Source organism: Oceanicaulis sp. LC35 (assembly GCF_052055585.1).
Classification (GTDB): domain Bacteria; phylum Pseudomonadota; class Alphaproteobacteria; order Caulobacterales; family Maricaulaceae; genus Oceanicaulis.
In genome coordinates this window covers 2,327,899-2,343,335 of sequence record NZ_CP170485.1, presented here as the reverse complement: position 1 = coordinate 2,343,335, position 15,437 = coordinate 2,327,899, and the positions used below count along the sequence as shown (strand labels likewise).

Below are 15,437 nucleotides of genomic sequence, written 5' to 3'. Positions count from 1 at the left end.
CATGGTTCATAATCCTGAACACGACAAGCATAAGGGGTTGCTGGCCTGGTGGGCCAAGAACTCCGTCGCCGCAAACCTGTTGATGCTGATCGCCCTGATCGGCGGCGTGGTGGGCTATTTCTCCATGCAGCGCGAGAACAATCCGGGCGCGGTGTTCCCGGGTGCGTCGATCTCGGTCGCCTGGCCGGGGGCTTCCCCCCAGGAGATCGAGGAGCAGATCATCGTGCGTATCGAGGAAGCCCTGAGCGACCTTGATGGGGTGGACGAGCTTTCCGCCGTGGCGCGCGAAGGCTCCGGCTCTGTCTATGTCTCGGGCCTGCCTTCTCAGGAGGCGTCCGCCTTTATCGACGAGATCAAGCTGCGCGTGGACTCCATCAACAACATGCCGCGCGAGGCCTATCGTCCGCAGGTCCAGCGCTGGCAGAACTCTGACCAGATCGCCGGTTTCGCCCTGCATGGTCAGGTGGACCGCCGCGACCTGCAACGGGTGGCGCGCGAGATCCGCAACGAGATTTCCTCCACCATTCCCGGCGCCTCGCTGGTCGAGATCATGGGCGTGCTGGGAGAGGAAGTGGCGATCGAGGTTTCCGAGGAAGCCATGCGTCGCTATGGCGTGACCTTCGCTGACATCGCCCAGTCGATTGCAAACTCCTCGATCAACGCATCTGCAGGCTCGGTTCGCACCGATCTTGGCGATGTTCGCATCGCCTCGCGCGAGCTGGCGGACAGCGCCTATGAGTTTGAAAACATCATTGTGCGCCAGACCGCCGATGGCGGCGTGGTGCGCGTGGGCGATGTGGCGACCGTCATCGACGGTCTGGTGGACGCCAATCTGAACGCCACATTTGATGGCGAGCAGATGGTGATCATCGCCATTCGCTCGACTGGCGGTTCGGACATCATCGATGTGTCGAACGCCATGAAGGAGTATCTCGAGCGCAAGAACGCCGAGCTTCCCTCCACCTTGCAATTGTCGGTGTGGTGGGATGGTGCGGACCAGTTCAACTCCCAGCTGACCGTGATCGGCAGCTCGGCCCTGCTGGGTCTGGCGCTGGTGCTGGGCGTGCTGGTGCTGTTCCTGCGTCCCATCGTGGCGATGTGGGTGACGGTGGGCATCGCCACCGCATTCGCGGGCGCCTTCCTGATCCTGCCCCTGCTGGGCATCACCCTGAACTTCCTCTCGCTGTTCGCCTTCTTGATCGTGATCGGCGTGGTGGTCGATGACGCCATCATCGTGGGGGAGAACATTCACGCCCGTGTCGAACGTGGTGAGCAGGGCCTGACGGCTGCGGTTGTGGGCACGCAGATGGTGGCCAAGCCGGTCGTCTTTGCGGTCATAACCACCATGATGGCGTTCGCGCCCTGGATGATGCTGTCCGGTCCGGAAGTGCAGTTTACGCGCCAGATCTCGCTGGTGATCATCTCGGCCCTGGCCTTCTCGCTGGCCGAAGCCCTGTTCATCCTGCCGGCGCACCTGTCGCACATCAAACCGCAGCGTACGGACGGCTTCTTCGGTCCGTTCATCAAGTTCCAGGCGATGATCGCCGACAGCCTGATCGCCTTTGCACACCATATCTACGGTCCGGTTCTGGCGCTGGCGATCCGCTTGCGCTACGCGACCTTGATGTTCTTCATCGGCATCTTTGGTCTGGCCATCGCCCTGCAGATGAACGGCTATGTGAAGTCCGCCTTCATGCCGGAAATCGAGAGCGACCTGATCCGGGTCAATATCGAGCTGGCGGACGGCACGCCCTGGTCGCGGACCGACGAGATCCGGGCGCGTCTGGATGAGGCCGAGCTGGAAGTCCAGCAAGCCTATCGTCAGGAATTCCCGGGCGAGGAGGACATGATCCGCTCGCGCTCCACCCTGGCGACGGACGGCTCGGTGCGCGCCTGGATCAACATCGCGCCGCCGGAGAACCGTCCGGGCAGCACGCCGACCGCCGATGTGGCGCAACGCCTGCGTGACGCGCTGGGCCCGGTGCCGGATGCCGAGGAGATCCGTTTTGAAGCGACGCTGAACGACAATGGCCCGGCCATCCAGTTCGCAATCAATCACCCGGATCTGGATGTCCTGCGGGCGGCTGCGGCTGATCTGCGGGCCCATCTGGCGACGTTTGAGACCACCTATGACATCATCGACAACCTGCAATCGTCTGCGGACGAGCTGCGCCTGACCCTGCGTCCGGACGCCCAGGCCCTGGGCCTGACGCTGGCGGACGTGACCCGTCAGGTGGGCCAGGCCTTCTATGGCTATGAAGTGCAGCGCCTGCCGCGGGACGGCGAGGATGTGCGGGTGATGGTGCGCTACCCCCGGGAAGCGCGGAACAGCCTGGATGCGGTGAACAATCTGCGCATCCGCACCAATGACGGTCGTGAAGTGCCGCTGGCGGCGGTGGTCGACGCCGAGTTTGCGCCGGGGATCAACCAGATCCGCCGTCGTGAGCGTCAGCGCACCGTGACGGTGAGCGCCGAGCTGACCGACAATGACGCCGCGGCCAACATCCGCCAGGAGCTGGAGGAAGACTTCTTCCCGCAATGGGAAGAGCGTTATCCGGGCATCTCCACCGGCGCCATCGGCGAGGCGGAGGGCGAAGCCCAGTTCCTGGCCGAGGTCATCAAGTATCAGCTGATGATGCTGGTGATGATGTATGTCCTGCTGGCGGTGGCCTTCCGCTCCTACGCCCAGCCGCTGATGATCATGACCGCCATCCCGATGGCCTATGCCGGCGCGGTGTTCGGCCACCTGATCCTGGGCGAGCCCTTCGCACTGTTCTCGATGTTCGGCATCGGGGCCGCGGCCGGGATCGTGATCAACGACAACCTGGTTCTGGTGGACTTTGTGAACCGGCTGCGCGAGCGTGGCGTGGGCGCCATGCAGGCGCTGGTTGATGCCGGGGTGCAGCGTTTCCGTCCGATCCTTCTGACCACGGTCACCACCTTCATCGGCATCCTGCCGATGATCGCAGAGCGCTCCACTGCGGCCCAGTTCCTGAAGCCGATGGTGATCTCTCTGGGCTTTGCGGTGATCTTCGCCCTGTTCCTGACCCTTCTGATGGTGCCGGCCCTGTACGCAATCGGTGCGGACATCGGTCGCTTCTTCAAGGGCCTGTGGACCGGCGAGAAACAGCCGCGCGTCGGCGAGAGCTATATCGGCCATGACTCAGGCCTTGATGGCGTCGATGTCGGCCAACTGGATGAGGGAACGGCTCCGGCTGAATAACCCTCACGTGCCTGCGGCGCGAGCGACGCCTCACACGCCTCGCGCCGCAGGACCTAACTTCAGCGCCCGCTTTTTCGGCGCCCGGAACGACACGTAAAAACAAGGGGAACACGCATGAAAAACCTGTTGTCAGGCGTCGCCTTTATCGCGCTCGCCGCCGCCGCGCCCGCCTTTGCGCAAGATGCGCCGGTCTATGGGGAGTTCGGATTTGACGCCACCGGCATGAACGCCGCGCTCGATCCGGGTGATGACTTCTTCCAGTTCGCCAACCAGGCCTGGCTTGAGCGCACTGAAATCCCGTCCGACCGCTCCAACTATGGCATGTTCACCAAGCTCGCCATCGAAGCCGAAGAGCATGTGGCCGAGATCATCGCCGAAGCCTCCGCGGTTGAGGCGCCCGAAGGGTCCAACACCCAGCTTGTCGGCGATCTTTACAAGTCCTGGATGGATGTGGACGCCATCAACGCCGCCGGTCTCGCTCCGGCGCAGCCTTATCTGGATCAGATCAACGCCGCGTCGAGCTGGGAGGATATCGCCTCGCTCTTCGCCACCGTGCATTTCGCCTCGCCCTGGGGCGTGGGTGTGATCCCTGATCCCGCCGACACGACGCAATACACCCTCTATATGGGGCAGGGCGGTCTGGGGCTGCCGGACCGGGATTACTATCTTGAGGAAGACGAGGCCTCCGAGCGCTATCGCACCGCGTATGTCGCCTATATCGCGCGCATCTTTGACCTCGCCGGCATTGAAGGCGGCGCCGAGAAGGCCGACGCCATCATGGCGCTGGAGACCGCGCTGGCCGAGGTTCACTGGACCCAGGAGCGCACCCGCGAGATCACCGAGATCTACAATGTGATGTCGCTGGATGAAGTGGTCGCGCTGGCGCCCCAGTTTGATTTCCGCGCCAATCTCGACGCCTTCGGCCTTGGCGGTCAGGAGAGCTTCATGGTCGCCACCCCGAGCGCCATCGCGGACGCCGGGACCATTTTCTCTGAAGCCGATCTGGATACGCTGAAGGCCTATCTGACCTTCCACTTCCTGTCAGATCGCGCCAGTGCGCTGGGCGATGAGTTTGATCAGGCGAGCTTTGAGTTCTTCTCCCAGACCCTCAATGGTGTGGAAGAACAGCGCGAGCGCGACAAGCGCGGCGTCGATCTGATCGGCTCCGCCCTGGGCCACGCCATCGGCCAGATCTATGTGGATCGTCACTTCCCGCCCGAATCCAAGACCCAGATGGAAGAGCTGGTGGCCGGGCTTCAGTCCGCTTTCCGCGAACGTCTGGAAAATCTGAGCTGGATGGATGACGAAACCCGCGTTCAGGCGCTGGAAAAGCTCTCCACCTTCGAGCCGCGCATTGGCTATCCGGAAGTCTGGGACAGCTATGAAGGGCTTCAAATCTCGGCGGATGATTATTTCGGCAATGTCATGCGCATGGCCGAGTTCAATTGGGCCGGGCAGCTGGAAGACCTCGCCGGTCCGGTGGATCGCCGCGAATGGAGCTGGCCGCCGCAAATCGTCAATGCGAGCTACAACCCGCTTCTGAACCAGATCACCTTCCCGGCCGGCATCCTGCAGGCGCCGTTCTTTGATCCGAACGCCGACATGGCGGTCAACTTTGGCGGCATCGGGGCTGTGATCGGCCACGAGATCGGCCACGGCTTTGACGATCAGGGCCGCCGCTTTGACGCGCAGGGCAGCATTCGCGACTGGTGGACCGAAGAGACCAATGAGCGCTTCATCGAACGCTCTGACGCGCTCGTCGCCCAGTACAACGAGTTCGAACCGCTGGAAGGCCACACCGTCAACGGTCGCTTCACCCTGGGTGAGAACATCGGCGATCTTGGCGGCATGGAAATGGCGTATTCGGCCTGGCGCGCCTATGTGGACGAGCATTATGACGGCGAAGCGCCGGTCATTGACGGCTTCACCGGCGACCAGCGCTTCTTCCTGGGCTGGGCCCAGGTCTGGCGTCGCCTGTACCGTGAGGACAACCTCATCAGCCGCCTGCGGACCGATCCGCACAGCCCGTCCGAGTATCGGGTGAACGGCGTGGTGCGCAATATCGACGCCTGGTACGCCGCCTTTGGCGTGGATGAGAGCGACGATCTCTATCTGCCGCCCGAACAGCGCGTTTCGATCTGGTAGACCAACCTCGATCGAAACCGTTCAAGCCCGGCGCTCACGCGCCGGGCTTTTTCATGGGTTTAGCCCTGTCTGTCCGCATTTTCACTTGCCATCCATCTTGCCCGGCATGAGGGTGCGCCACATTTCCGACATGATCTCGCATCGCGAGCCGTGTTGTTTATGAATGCCAAGGGGAAAACATATGAAACAGATCTTGTTGTCGTGCTCGGCGCTGGCTGTGCTCAGCCTGGCCGCTTGCGGGCCGACCGATGCGCCGGAGAGCAACGCCTCCGCGCAAACCGAAACCGCGTCTCACACTGAAGCGGCAGCGCCCGTCTATGGCGATTTCGGCTTTGACATGGCCGGCATGAACACCGACGTCGCGCCGGGCGATGATTTCAACCAGTACGCCAATGGCGGCTGGATCGACAGCACCGAGCTGCCGGGCGACCGTTCGCGCTTCGGCATGTTCACGGTCCTGTCTGAAGAAGCCGAAGAAGACGTTCAGGAAATCATCTTCGAGGCCGGCGAAGCCGACGCCGCCGCTGGGTCCAACAACCAGCTCGTGGGCGATCTGTATGCCAGCTACATGAACGAAGCGGCGATCGCGGAAGCCGGTACGGCGCCGCTTGAGCCCTATCTGGCTGAAATCTCCGCCATTGCGACCCTGGATGACGCCTCGGCGCTGTTTGCGACCGTGCACCACCAGTCGCCTTACGGCTTCGCCGTCTGGGCCGACCCGGCTGACCCGACCGTGAACGCGCTGCGCCTGTTCCAGGGCGGTCTGGGCATGGGCAACCGTGACTATTACCTCGATGAAGGCGAGCGCTTCCAGCAATACCGCGACGCCTATGTCGCTTACATTGCACGCATCTTCGAACTGTCCGGCATTGAAGGCGGTCAGGAGAAAGCCGAAGCGATCCTGGCGTTCGAAACCCGCATTGCTGACGCGCACTGGACCCGTGAAGACAGCCGCGACGTCACCCAGACCTATAACGTGATGTCTGTGGCCGAGCTTGATGAGCTGGCTCCGGCGATGAACTTCCCCGAAGGCATGGCCAATCTGGGCCTCGACGTGGAAGAGCTGATCGTGGTTCAGCCGTCCGCCATCGAGCAGACCTCCGCCATTCTGGAAGACACCGACCTTGAGACCATCAAGGACTGGATGGCGTTCAACTTCATTTCCGACCGCGCCAACTGGCTGACCTCGGATTTTGAAGAGGCCAATTTCGATTTCTTCGGCCGCACCCTGCGCGGTCAGACCGAGCAACGCCCGCGTGACCGTCGTGCGGTCAACCTGGTGGGCGGCGCGCTGGGCCACGCCGTGGGTCAGATCTATGTCGAGCGTCACTTCCCGCCGAGCTCCAAGACCCAGATGGAAGACCTGGTCGCGCGTCTGACCACGGCTTTTGAATCGCGTCTGGAAAACCTCGAATGGATGGACGACGAGACCCGCGCCGAAGCGCTGACCAAGCTGGCCGGTTTTGAAGCCCGCATCGGTTATCCGGAAATCTGGGACTCCTATGAGGGCCTGGAAATCTCCGGCGATGATTATTTCGGCAACCGCGTCCGCATGGCCGAGTTCAACTGGGCCGAGCAGATCGAGGATCTCAACAGCCCGGTCGACACCCGCGAATGGGGCTGGCCGCCGCAAATCGTCAACGCGTCCTACTCGCCGCTGGCCAACCAGATCACCTTCCCGGCTGGCATCCTGCAGGCGCCGTTCTTTGATCCGAACGCCGACATGGCGGTCAACTTTGGCGGTATTGGCGGCGTGATCGGCCACGAGATCGGCCACGGTTTTGACGACAATGGTCGCCGCTATGACGCCGAAGGCCGTCTGCGTGACTGGTGGTCGCAAGAGACCAATGAACGTTTTGAAGAGCGCGCAGGCGCCCTGGGCGACCAGTACGAAGCGTTCTGCCCGGTGGAAGGCCAGTGCGTCAGCGGTCGTCTGACCATGGGCGAGAACATTGGCGATCTGGGCGGCCTGCAAATGGCCTACACCGCCTGGCGTCAGTATGTGGACGAAGTGTATGGCGGCGAAGCCCCGGTGATCGACGGTCTGACCGGCGACCAGCGCTTCTTCCTGGGCTGGGCTCAGGTCTGGCGTTCGCTGATCACCGAAGACGCGCTGCGCGCGCAGCTGCTGGGCGATCCGCACAGCCCGGCGCAGTACCGCATCAACGGCGTCGTCCGCAATCTCGACGCCTGGTACGACGCGTTCGGCGTGACCGAGGAAGACGATCTGTACCTGCCGCCGGAACAGCGCGTGCGCATCTGGTAACAGGCGGATCATCCGCAACGGAAAAGCCCGGCGCATCGCGCCGGGCTTTTTCTTTGGGGCTAGCCGTGAAGGGCCTGGACCTTCTGCGGCATGAAGCGGTTCTCCCCGTCCTCGGCGGCGTAGACCGTCAGGCTGAGCCCGTCGAGCGTATGGTCAAACAGGTTGAAGCTGGGCGGTTCACCGCGCGTGCGATGCGACAGCGCCGTGCCCGCGCCGACAAACCAGCACGCCCCGCCATCGGGGCGGCGCTGGGGCAGGGCGAAGACCTGATGCAGATGCCCCGTCACCACCAGATCCATGCCCGCCTGCACGAAAATGTCCGCCGCTTCGCGGCCGCCTCGGGTCCTGGCCCGGCCCTTCAGTCCGCCCGGCGCCATCAGCGGGTGATGCGCGGCGACGACTTTCAATCCCTTGAACTCGGAAAAGCTTTGCGCGATGCGCGCGGCGTGGCGGGGATTGGCGCGCCCCAGCGACCAGTCGAGCTGGGCTTGCAGGCCGCGGGCAGTCAGAAAGGATTCCACCCCGGCGGATGCGGAGCGCCAGCTGGGGGTGACGCCCTGGCCGAGCCGCTTCTCGAACCGCTTCCACGGTGCGGTCACCCGGGCGGCGATATTGAGATAGGGCGTGTCGTGATTGCCGGGCGCCGCGATGACAGGCGCGTTGATGGCGCTGAAAAAATCGCGCGCGGCGTCAAATTCGCGCCTTCGGCCATACTGGGTGAAATCGCCCGAGGCGATGACGGCGTCAGGGGCGAGATTGTTCAGGGTTTCAAGCAGGGCCTCGGGCAGGCCGGGGGATTCCGCGCCGAAATGCAGGTCTGATATTTGCGCCAGTCGCGTCATGCCTCGACCTCCGGAGCTGCGAACAGGGCGGCGTTGGCTTTCAGACAGATGCGTATGGGCGTCTTCAGGGTCAACACCTCGCCGTCCAGCATGACGGTGATTTTCGAAGGGCCGTCGAGTACGGCGCTATGCTCGGAGCGCATCGGGTTGAGCTCGCCCATATTGAGCATTTCCCCCAGAAAGCCAGTCAGGGCGCCCAGCGCATCAGAGAGGTCCTCGGTGTGGGTGAAGACGTGCTCAAGCACCTCTTCGCCGGGCCTTGCGCCATGGATCATGGCTCCCGCGCCGCCGGGAATGGTCATCAGCGCATTGGCGCGACGCAGCTTGCGCACATCGTCGTCATCCAGCGTCAGGCGCATGCGGGTCTGGCCAAAGGCGCGCAGCGCCTGGCGCAGATAGGTGAGCGCGCGGCCCGGCTGTCGTCCTTCGCCATCGGGACGCAACGCTTCGCGCGCCTGACCGAAGCGGACCGGGAAGCCCGCCATCAGGGCGCAGAAGAACAGATGTCCCTCCACCTCGCCCGCATGCAGCGGCTCGATGGGATAGTCCGGCGCTTCCTTGAGGATCGTCTCGATGGAGCGGTCGCCATAGAGCCGCTTGGGCAGAAGGTTCGCGGTCCCCAGCGGCAGGGGGATGACCGGGGTCCGGCAGTTTGTGCGCACCAGCTCGTTCAGGACCGCCGCCGCCGTGCCGTCCCCGCCCGCGACGGCGATATAGTCTGACGGCTCGGCGCAGGCCTTGCTGACGCGCTCCTCAAAGGTCTCTGAACAGTCATGCACGATGACCTTCGCCCAGTCCGCCGAGCCGTGGACCGCATCCAGCACTTTGTCCTTGCCCAGCTCACGCGTGGTTCCGGAATGAGCGTTCAGCACAAGCGACAAGGTTTTCAAGGCGATGGTCTCCCGGGGCGATGGCGTACTCTTTCTATAACGCATGATTGGCAGGAGAGATGCTTTGATCCGTCACAAAGCCGCGCTAAACCCTCCCCAGTGTCAGAGAAGGGGTCCATCATGATCTTCCGCGCCGCCCTGTTGTCCGCCAGCGCGCTCGCGCTGTGCGCCTGCCAGAATGTGTCCATGCAGTCTGATCTGGACTGGTCCGGTCGCGATGACGCCCCGGCCCAGACCACCGCCGCACCGGCGCAGTTTGAAGGTCCGGGCGCGGAATGGCGCGCCCGCTCCCAAGACGAGATCCTGGCCCGTCTCAATCGTCCGCAGCGCGAAGGCCGCGCGCGCAATGTCATCGTCTTTGTCGGCGACGGCATGAGTCTCGGGACCATCGTCGCCAGCCGGATCCTGGATGGTCAGAACCAGGGCATGAGCGGGGAAGAGAACTATCTCCCGTTCGAGCAATGGGGCCACACGGCGCTCATCAAGACCTATTCGGAAAACGCGCAGGTACCCGACAGCGCCGCCACCGCCTCGGCGATCCATACCGGGGTGAAGACCCATTCGGGCGCGATCTCGGTCTATGCCCGCGATATTCTTGAGCCCTGCCAGGGCGGCCCTGTGCCGCAAACCCTGATCGAGATGGCCGAAGAGCATGGCCTGTCGACCGGCATCGTCACCTCGGCGCGCCTGACGCACGCCACCCCGGCCTCCACCTACGCCCACGTCACCAACCGCGACTGGGAAAGCGATTCCTCGCTGCCGGAATACGCGGTGGCCGCTGGCTGCACCGATATCGCCGCCCAGCTGATCGGCACGCGCGCCGGCGCTTATGGCGACGGCGTTGACGTGGCGTTGGGCGGGGGTCGTTCGGCCTTCATCACGCGCGATCAGGGCGGTCAGCGTCAGGATCGCGACCTGACGGCGGAATGGGTGTCTGAAGGCGGCGTCTATGTGGATGATCTGGCGGGCTTTACCGCGCTCGACGTCAATGACGACAAGCCGGTGCTGGGCCTGTTCACTCCGTCCCACCTCAGCTACGCCATCGACCGCGACCCCAATGAAGAGCCGTCTCTGGCCGAGCTGACCGAATTTGCGATCAACCGCCTGTCCAATGACGAGGATGGCTACTATCTGCTGGTGGAAGGCGGCCGGATCGACCACGCCCACCACGGCGCCAACGCCGCGCGCGCGCTGAACGATGCGCTCGCCATGGCCGAAGCCATCGAGACCGCCCAGTCCATGGTCGATCTTGATGAGACGCTGATCATCGTCACCGCCGACCACGGTCACGTCTTCACGATTGCGGGCTATCCGCGTCGCGGCAATCCGATCCTGGGTCTGGTGCACCCGCCGGCCCCGAACCTGACCGACGCCGACACCCCGCCCATGCCGGCAGGCGACGGGCGCCCCTACACCACGCTCGGCTATCAGAATGGCGGCCCGGTCCGTCCGCGCAGTGATGAAGCCGGCCCGCTGACCGATGAGCAGGTCATGGACCCGAACTATCGCCAGGAATCGGCGATGCCGATGGGCTCTGAAACCCATTCGGGCGAAGACGTCATCGCCTTCGCCGTCGGCCCCTGGGCGCATCTGGTGGACGGCACGATGGAGCAGAACACCCTCCACCACGTCATCACCCACGCCTATGGCTGGAGCGCCACCGCCGCCATCGCGGACGCGCAAGAAGACTAGGCTACGTCAGAGCCTGAACGACAAAGCCCCGGTCGATGATCGGGGCTTTTTTGTTGGGGTGTGCTATTCAGGCTTGTTTCCCGCCCAGCTCAGCAAGGCGTCGAGCGCGGGACACAGGGATTGCCCCCAGTCTGTCAGCGCATATTCCACTTTGGGCGGGACTTCGGGATAGACGGTCCTGGCGACAATGCCGTCCGTTTCCATCTGCCGGAGCTGCTGGATCAGCATTTTCTGGGAGATGTCGGGGATCGCCCGCTCCAGCTCGGAAAAGCGCAGGACCTGTCCGCCGAACAGATGGAACAGGATCGCCAGCTTCCAGCGCCCCTCTATCATCTTTAGCGCCGATTCAAGGCCTTCTGTCGCGCTTTCGCGTGTGTGTTCAACGGGGGTGGGGCGGAATTCCTGCATCAGCTTACTTTCAGGTAAGTCCCTAACAAATAAGTCGGTTCTTGTCCTCTGCCAGGTCCGGTCGCATATCGAAACCCTGATTGCGCCAAGGAGGCCACACTCATGACAATTGTGTATCCAAACGCCGTCAAGCGTTACATGACGGCTCAGAACCCTGAAGACATTGCATCCTGCTTCACCGAGGACGGCGTCGTCACCGACGAGCGCCAGTCCCATCACGGTCGGGCCGCCATTCTGAAATGGCGTCAGGACGTGCAGGCCATCAACTTCAAGGAACGGGTCCTGTCCGCTGAAGGCGACGACGCGGCGGTGACGCTGACCTGTGAAGTTTCGGGCGCCTTCAAGAACAGCCCGATCCTGTTCACCTATCGGTTTGTCCTGTCTGACGGGTTGATCCAGACGCTGGAGATCCTCGATGAGGTTTGATCTCGGCCTGAACGGCAAGCGTGTTCTGGTGACGGGCGGCACGCGCGGGCTGGGCCAGGCGACGGCCGAACTCTTCCGCAATGAGGGCGCGCGTGTGCTTGTCTCGGCGCGCAGCCTGCCTCAGGCGCCCTTGCCGGGTGTTGACTATATCCCTGCGGATCTGATGTCGGCGGAAGGGTGTGAGCGATTGGCCGCATCCGTTGGCGAGCTCTGGGGCGGCGTCGACATTCTCGTGAATGTGCTCGGAGGCTCCAGTGCGCCAGCGGGCGGTTTCACCGCGTTGACCGACGCGATCTGGGAGGATGAGCTGTCGCTAAACCTCATGGCCGCAGTCCGGCTCGACCGGGCGCTGGCGCCAGGCTTGATTGAGCAGGGTTCGGGAGTGATCGTGCACGTGACCTCCATCCAGAGCCGTATGCCCCTGCCGCAGTCCACCACCGCCTATGCGGCGGCGAAAGCGGCGCTTTCCACCTATTCCAAGAGCCTGTCCAAAGAACTGGGTCCCAAAGGCGTGCGGGTTGTGCGCGTCTCGCCGGGCTGGATCGAGACCGAGGCGGCCCATGACCTTGCGGACCGGCTGGCGGACAAGGCGGGCACGGACCGGCAGGGCGGCATGGATATGATCATGCAGGCGCTGGGCGGAATCCCGCTGGGGCGCCCGACGAAACCCGCCGAAGCAGCGGCTCTGATTGCTTTCCTCAGTTCCGATCACGCCAGCGCGATCACCGGAAGCGAGCACGTCATTGACGGGGGCACGATCCCGGTGGCGTGAGCCGGGACCTGTCTCCGTTCCAAGCGCCTAACCCTGATGGGGGCCCCGGCTCTGCGCTGCGCTTGGCCGGGGTTTCAATTGCTGTGAATAGCCCCCTAAATCACCACTTCATCCGCCGGTTCGCGCAGATTGTAGCGGCTGGACATGACCGCGCCATAGGCGCCGGCTTCGGCGATGGCGATGACATCGCCTTCGGTCGTCTCCGGCATCAGGCGGTCCGCGCCCAGAAGATCGGCGCTTTCGCAGATCGGGCCGACGATGGACGCCAGGCCCGTGCCCTGTTCGTCATAGCGGGTGAGGTTCACGATCTCATGGCGGGCGCCGTAGAGCGCGGGGCGGATCAGCGAGTTCATGCCGGTCCCAAGCCCGATAAAGCGCGTGCCGAAGGCGTGCTTGATCTGGGTGACCGCTGAGAGGAGCACGCCGGATTCGGCCACCGGATACCGGCCCGGCTCCATCCAGATCTCGTAATCGGGCAGGGCCTGTTTGAGCTTGGCGAGTTCCGCGTCCACCAGACCGAGATCCAGCGCGGGCGCTTCGGCGCTTTCGGGCACGCCCAGGCCGCCGCCTACATTAAGGATGCGGATATCGGAAAAGCCCTCGGCGGCGCGGGCGAGGATCGCCCCGATCTCGCGCCAATGGCCCGCCTCGATTACGCCGGAACCGGCATGGGCGTGAAGGCCGATGACTTTTGCCCCAGCTTTCGTGGCGGCGTCGCGCGCGGCGTCGAGCTGATCGAGCGGAATGCCAAACTTGGCCTTGGGGCCAGCGGTCTGCACATGCTGGTGGTGGCCGCGCGGACGATCCGGGTTGATGCGCAGGATCACCTCGACGCCCTTGAACAATTCGGGCCATTCGGTCAGCGGGTGCAGGCCGTCAATGGTGAGATTGGTCCCCAGCTCGATCGCGGCGGCGTATTCATGGCGAGCTGCGAAATTGGGGGTGAAGAGGACTTTCTTGGGATCAAGGCCGGGGAAAGTGTCCTTCAGGCGCATCAGCTCGCCCGGCGACACGCACTCAAAGCCCAGCCCCGCCGCGAAGATCGTTTTCAGAACGTCGGGGTGCGGGTTGGCTTTCATGGCGTAGAAGGCGCGATTGACGCTCTTGATGTTCGCCACCGCGCTGGCGCGCGCCTTGATGGTCTCGAGGTCATAGACATAGCGCCCGCCGGTTTGCGGCGCGATCTCGATGAGTTGCTCGCGCTTGGTCACCCACCACGGATCGGGGCGTTGCGGCTTGCTGGACGCGGTCTCGTTCAGCTCCGCCCAGCTCGGCCCGAAGACGGGACCGGACGGGGCGGGGGCGATCAGCTCTTCATGAAGACGCGCGGCCAGGGCGCGGCCTTCGCTGGCGTCCACCACCACGGTGAAGTTGAGATCATTGGCGGCCTGGCTGACCAGCCGGATCGGCTTGTCCTGGAACATTTCCAGCGCCGGAGCCAGCTTGTGCAGGATGCGGCGCACGCCATACCCCACCAGCGACACCGCCGCTCCATCCTCAAGGATCTTCACCCGGCAGAAGCGCTCAAGTCGCGCCCGAAGCGTGTCGAGGCGCGCCTGATCAAGGCTGGGATCGGGATCCAGACTGACGGTGACGTTGGTTTCGGAGGTGGAGACCAGATCCACCGACACGCCGCACTCCTTGAAGCAGGCGAAGACATCGGCGAGGAAGCCTGCCTGACGCCACATGCCCGCGCCTTCCATGGCGACGATGCGCACGCCCGATTTGACCGACACGGCTTTCAGCCGCGGCGCGTCATCGCCGGGTTTGGCGGTGATGAGCGTGCCTGCGAGTTCGGGGCGCAGGGTGGAGCGCACTTCCACCGGCACATCGGCGCGCCGGGCCGGGCCGATGCAGCGCGGATGCAGCACCTTGCCGCCCATGGTCGCGATTTCCTGCGCCTCGTCATAGGACAGCGCCTGCAACAGGCGTGCGCCTTCGGTCAGCCGCGGATCAGCGCTGAACAGGCCCGGCACATCGGTCCAGATTTCCAGCTTGGCGGCATCGAGCTTGTTGGCGAAATAGGCGGCGGAGGTATCCGACCCGCCCCGGCCCAGCAGCACAGTCTCGCCGCGATCATTGCGGGCGATGAAGCCCTGGGTGAGGACGAGGTCGGCGTCTTTCAGGCGCATCTGAAGGCTGGCGTCGGCGCCCTCGATCACCGCATTGGACAGATAGCCGCCCGCATCCTCGGTATTGGAGGCGGCCTGAAGCGCATCACGCGCATCCAGAAACACCGGCGTCAGCCCTTCCTGGCGCAGGCGCTCCATGCCCAGAACGCTCGCCATCTGTTCGCCCAGCGCCAGCAATTCAGCGCGCACACGCGGGCTGGCTTCACGCACCAGCGCAATGCCGGCGGCGAGACGGTCGAGCGTCTCGAACTGGCTGGCGAGCAGGGTGGAACCGTCAAGCGCGGCCGCTTCGGCGAAATCAAGATGGACCGCCTTGATGGCGGCGATCTCGGAGCTGACATCGCCTTCGAGCGCCTGATCGGGCAGGGCTTCTAGACGATTGGAGACGCCGGACAGGGCCGAATGCACGATCAGCACCTTGCCGCCCGGTTTGTCCTGTTTGAGCCGGGCCTTCGCAAGCTTTGCGATTACAGCCCAGTTTTCCGGCTTGGCCACAGAGGTGCCGCCGAATTTCAAAACAGTCCAGACACGGTTGGCGAGCGGTGTTTGATCAGTCATCGGATCGTCCAGAATTGAAAGAAGGCCGATCCCTTACCGCGCCATGTTGCAGTGCGAAAGTTTTCATTCGCGGTGTTCACTTT

General features: G+C 63.8%; 10 protein-coding genes. 6 read left to right on the top strand and 4 right to left on the bottom strand.

The window, feature by feature from the left end; genetic code table 11:
• Position 1 precedes the first annotated feature (1 nt).
• From ACFELO_RS11260 to ACFELO_RS11250, 3 genes are all read left to right on the top strand, one after another.
• Positions 2 to 3,223 carry an efflux RND transporter permease subunit gene (locus ACFELO_RS11260; RefSeq protein WP_440957860.1) on the top strand — a complete coding sequence of 1,074 codons (3,222 nt, stop codon included), beginning with the start codon at positions 2 to 4 and terminating at the stop codon, positions 3,221 to 3,223.
• Positions 3,224 to 3,337: 114 nt separating this feature from the next.
• Entirely contained in the window at positions 3,338 to 5,368 is a 2,031-nt protein-coding gene (locus ACFELO_RS11255; RefSeq protein ID WP_440957859.1) for a M13 family metallopeptidase, read from the top strand.
• Positions 5,369 to 5,549: 181 nt separating this feature from the next.
• The gene (locus ACFELO_RS11250) at positions 5,550 to 7,634 is read left to right on the top strand and encodes a M13 family metallopeptidase (protein ID WP_440957858.1); all 2,085 of its coding nucleotides are present in this window, start codon (positions 5,550 to 5,552) and stop codon (positions 7,632 to 7,634) included.
• Positions 7,635 to 7,693: 59 nt separating this feature from the next.
• Here the strand turns inward: ACFELO_RS11250 and ACFELO_RS11245 are convergent, their stop codons facing one another.
• Both ACFELO_RS11245 and ACFELO_RS11240 read right to left on the bottom strand, forming a co-directional pair.
• Entirely contained in the window at positions 7,694 to 8,476 is a 783-nt protein-coding gene (locus tag ACFELO_RS11245; RefSeq protein ID WP_440957857.1) for a metallophosphoesterase family protein, read from the bottom strand.
• The gene (locus ACFELO_RS11240; protein WP_440957856.1) at positions 8,473 to 9,366 is read right to left on the bottom strand and encodes a diacylglycerol/lipid kinase family protein; all 894 of its coding nucleotides are present in this window, start codon (positions 9,364 to 9,366) and stop codon (positions 8,473 to 8,475) included. Before ACFELO_RS11240 ends, ACFELO_RS11245 begins: the two co-directional genes overlap by 4 nt.
• A gap of 120 nt (positions 9,367 to 9,486) precedes the next feature.
• On the opposite strand from ACFELO_RS11240, the gene ACFELO_RS11235 reads away from it, so the two are divergent.
• Complete coding sequence (locus ACFELO_RS11235) at positions 9,487 to 11,058, top strand: alkaline phosphatase (protein WP_440957855.1); 1,572 nt, start codon at positions 9,487 to 9,489, stop codon at positions 11,056 to 11,058.
• A 63-nt stretch (positions 11,059 to 11,121) separates the two neighbouring features.
• Here the strand turns inward: ACFELO_RS11235 and ACFELO_RS11230 are convergent, their stop codons facing one another.
• Positions 11,122 to 11,466 (bottom strand): winged helix-turn-helix transcriptional regulator, encoded by a 345-nt coding sequence (locus tag ACFELO_RS11230; protein WP_440957854.1) that lies wholly within the window; start codon positions 11,464 to 11,466, stop codon positions 11,122 to 11,124.
• A gap of 102 nt (positions 11,467 to 11,568) precedes the next feature.
• Between ACFELO_RS11230 and ACFELO_RS11225 the strand changes: the two genes are divergently transcribed.
• Together ACFELO_RS11225 and ACFELO_RS11220 are read left to right on the top strand one after the other, a co-directional pair.
• A complete protein-coding gene (locus ACFELO_RS11225) occupies positions 11,569 to 11,892 on the top strand; it encodes a nuclear transport factor 2 family protein (RefSeq protein WP_440957853.1) in 324 nt (107 codons plus the stop codon).
• The gene (locus ACFELO_RS11220; RefSeq protein ID WP_440957852.1) at positions 11,882 to 12,664 is read left to right on the top strand and encodes an SDR family oxidoreductase; all 783 of its coding nucleotides are present in this window, start codon (positions 11,882 to 11,884) and stop codon (positions 12,662 to 12,664) included. Before ACFELO_RS11225 ends, ACFELO_RS11220 begins: the two co-directional genes overlap by 11 nt.
• A gap of 95 nt (positions 12,665 to 12,759) precedes the next feature.
• Here ACFELO_RS11220 and ACFELO_RS11215 read toward each other — a convergent pair whose 3' ends face one another.
• Positions 12,760 to 15,354 (bottom strand): bifunctional aspartate kinase/diaminopimelate decarboxylase, encoded by a 2,595-nt coding sequence (locus ACFELO_RS11215; protein ID WP_440957851.1) that lies wholly within the window; start codon positions 15,352 to 15,354, stop codon positions 12,760 to 12,762.
• Positions 15,355 to 15,437 lie beyond the last annotated feature (83 nt).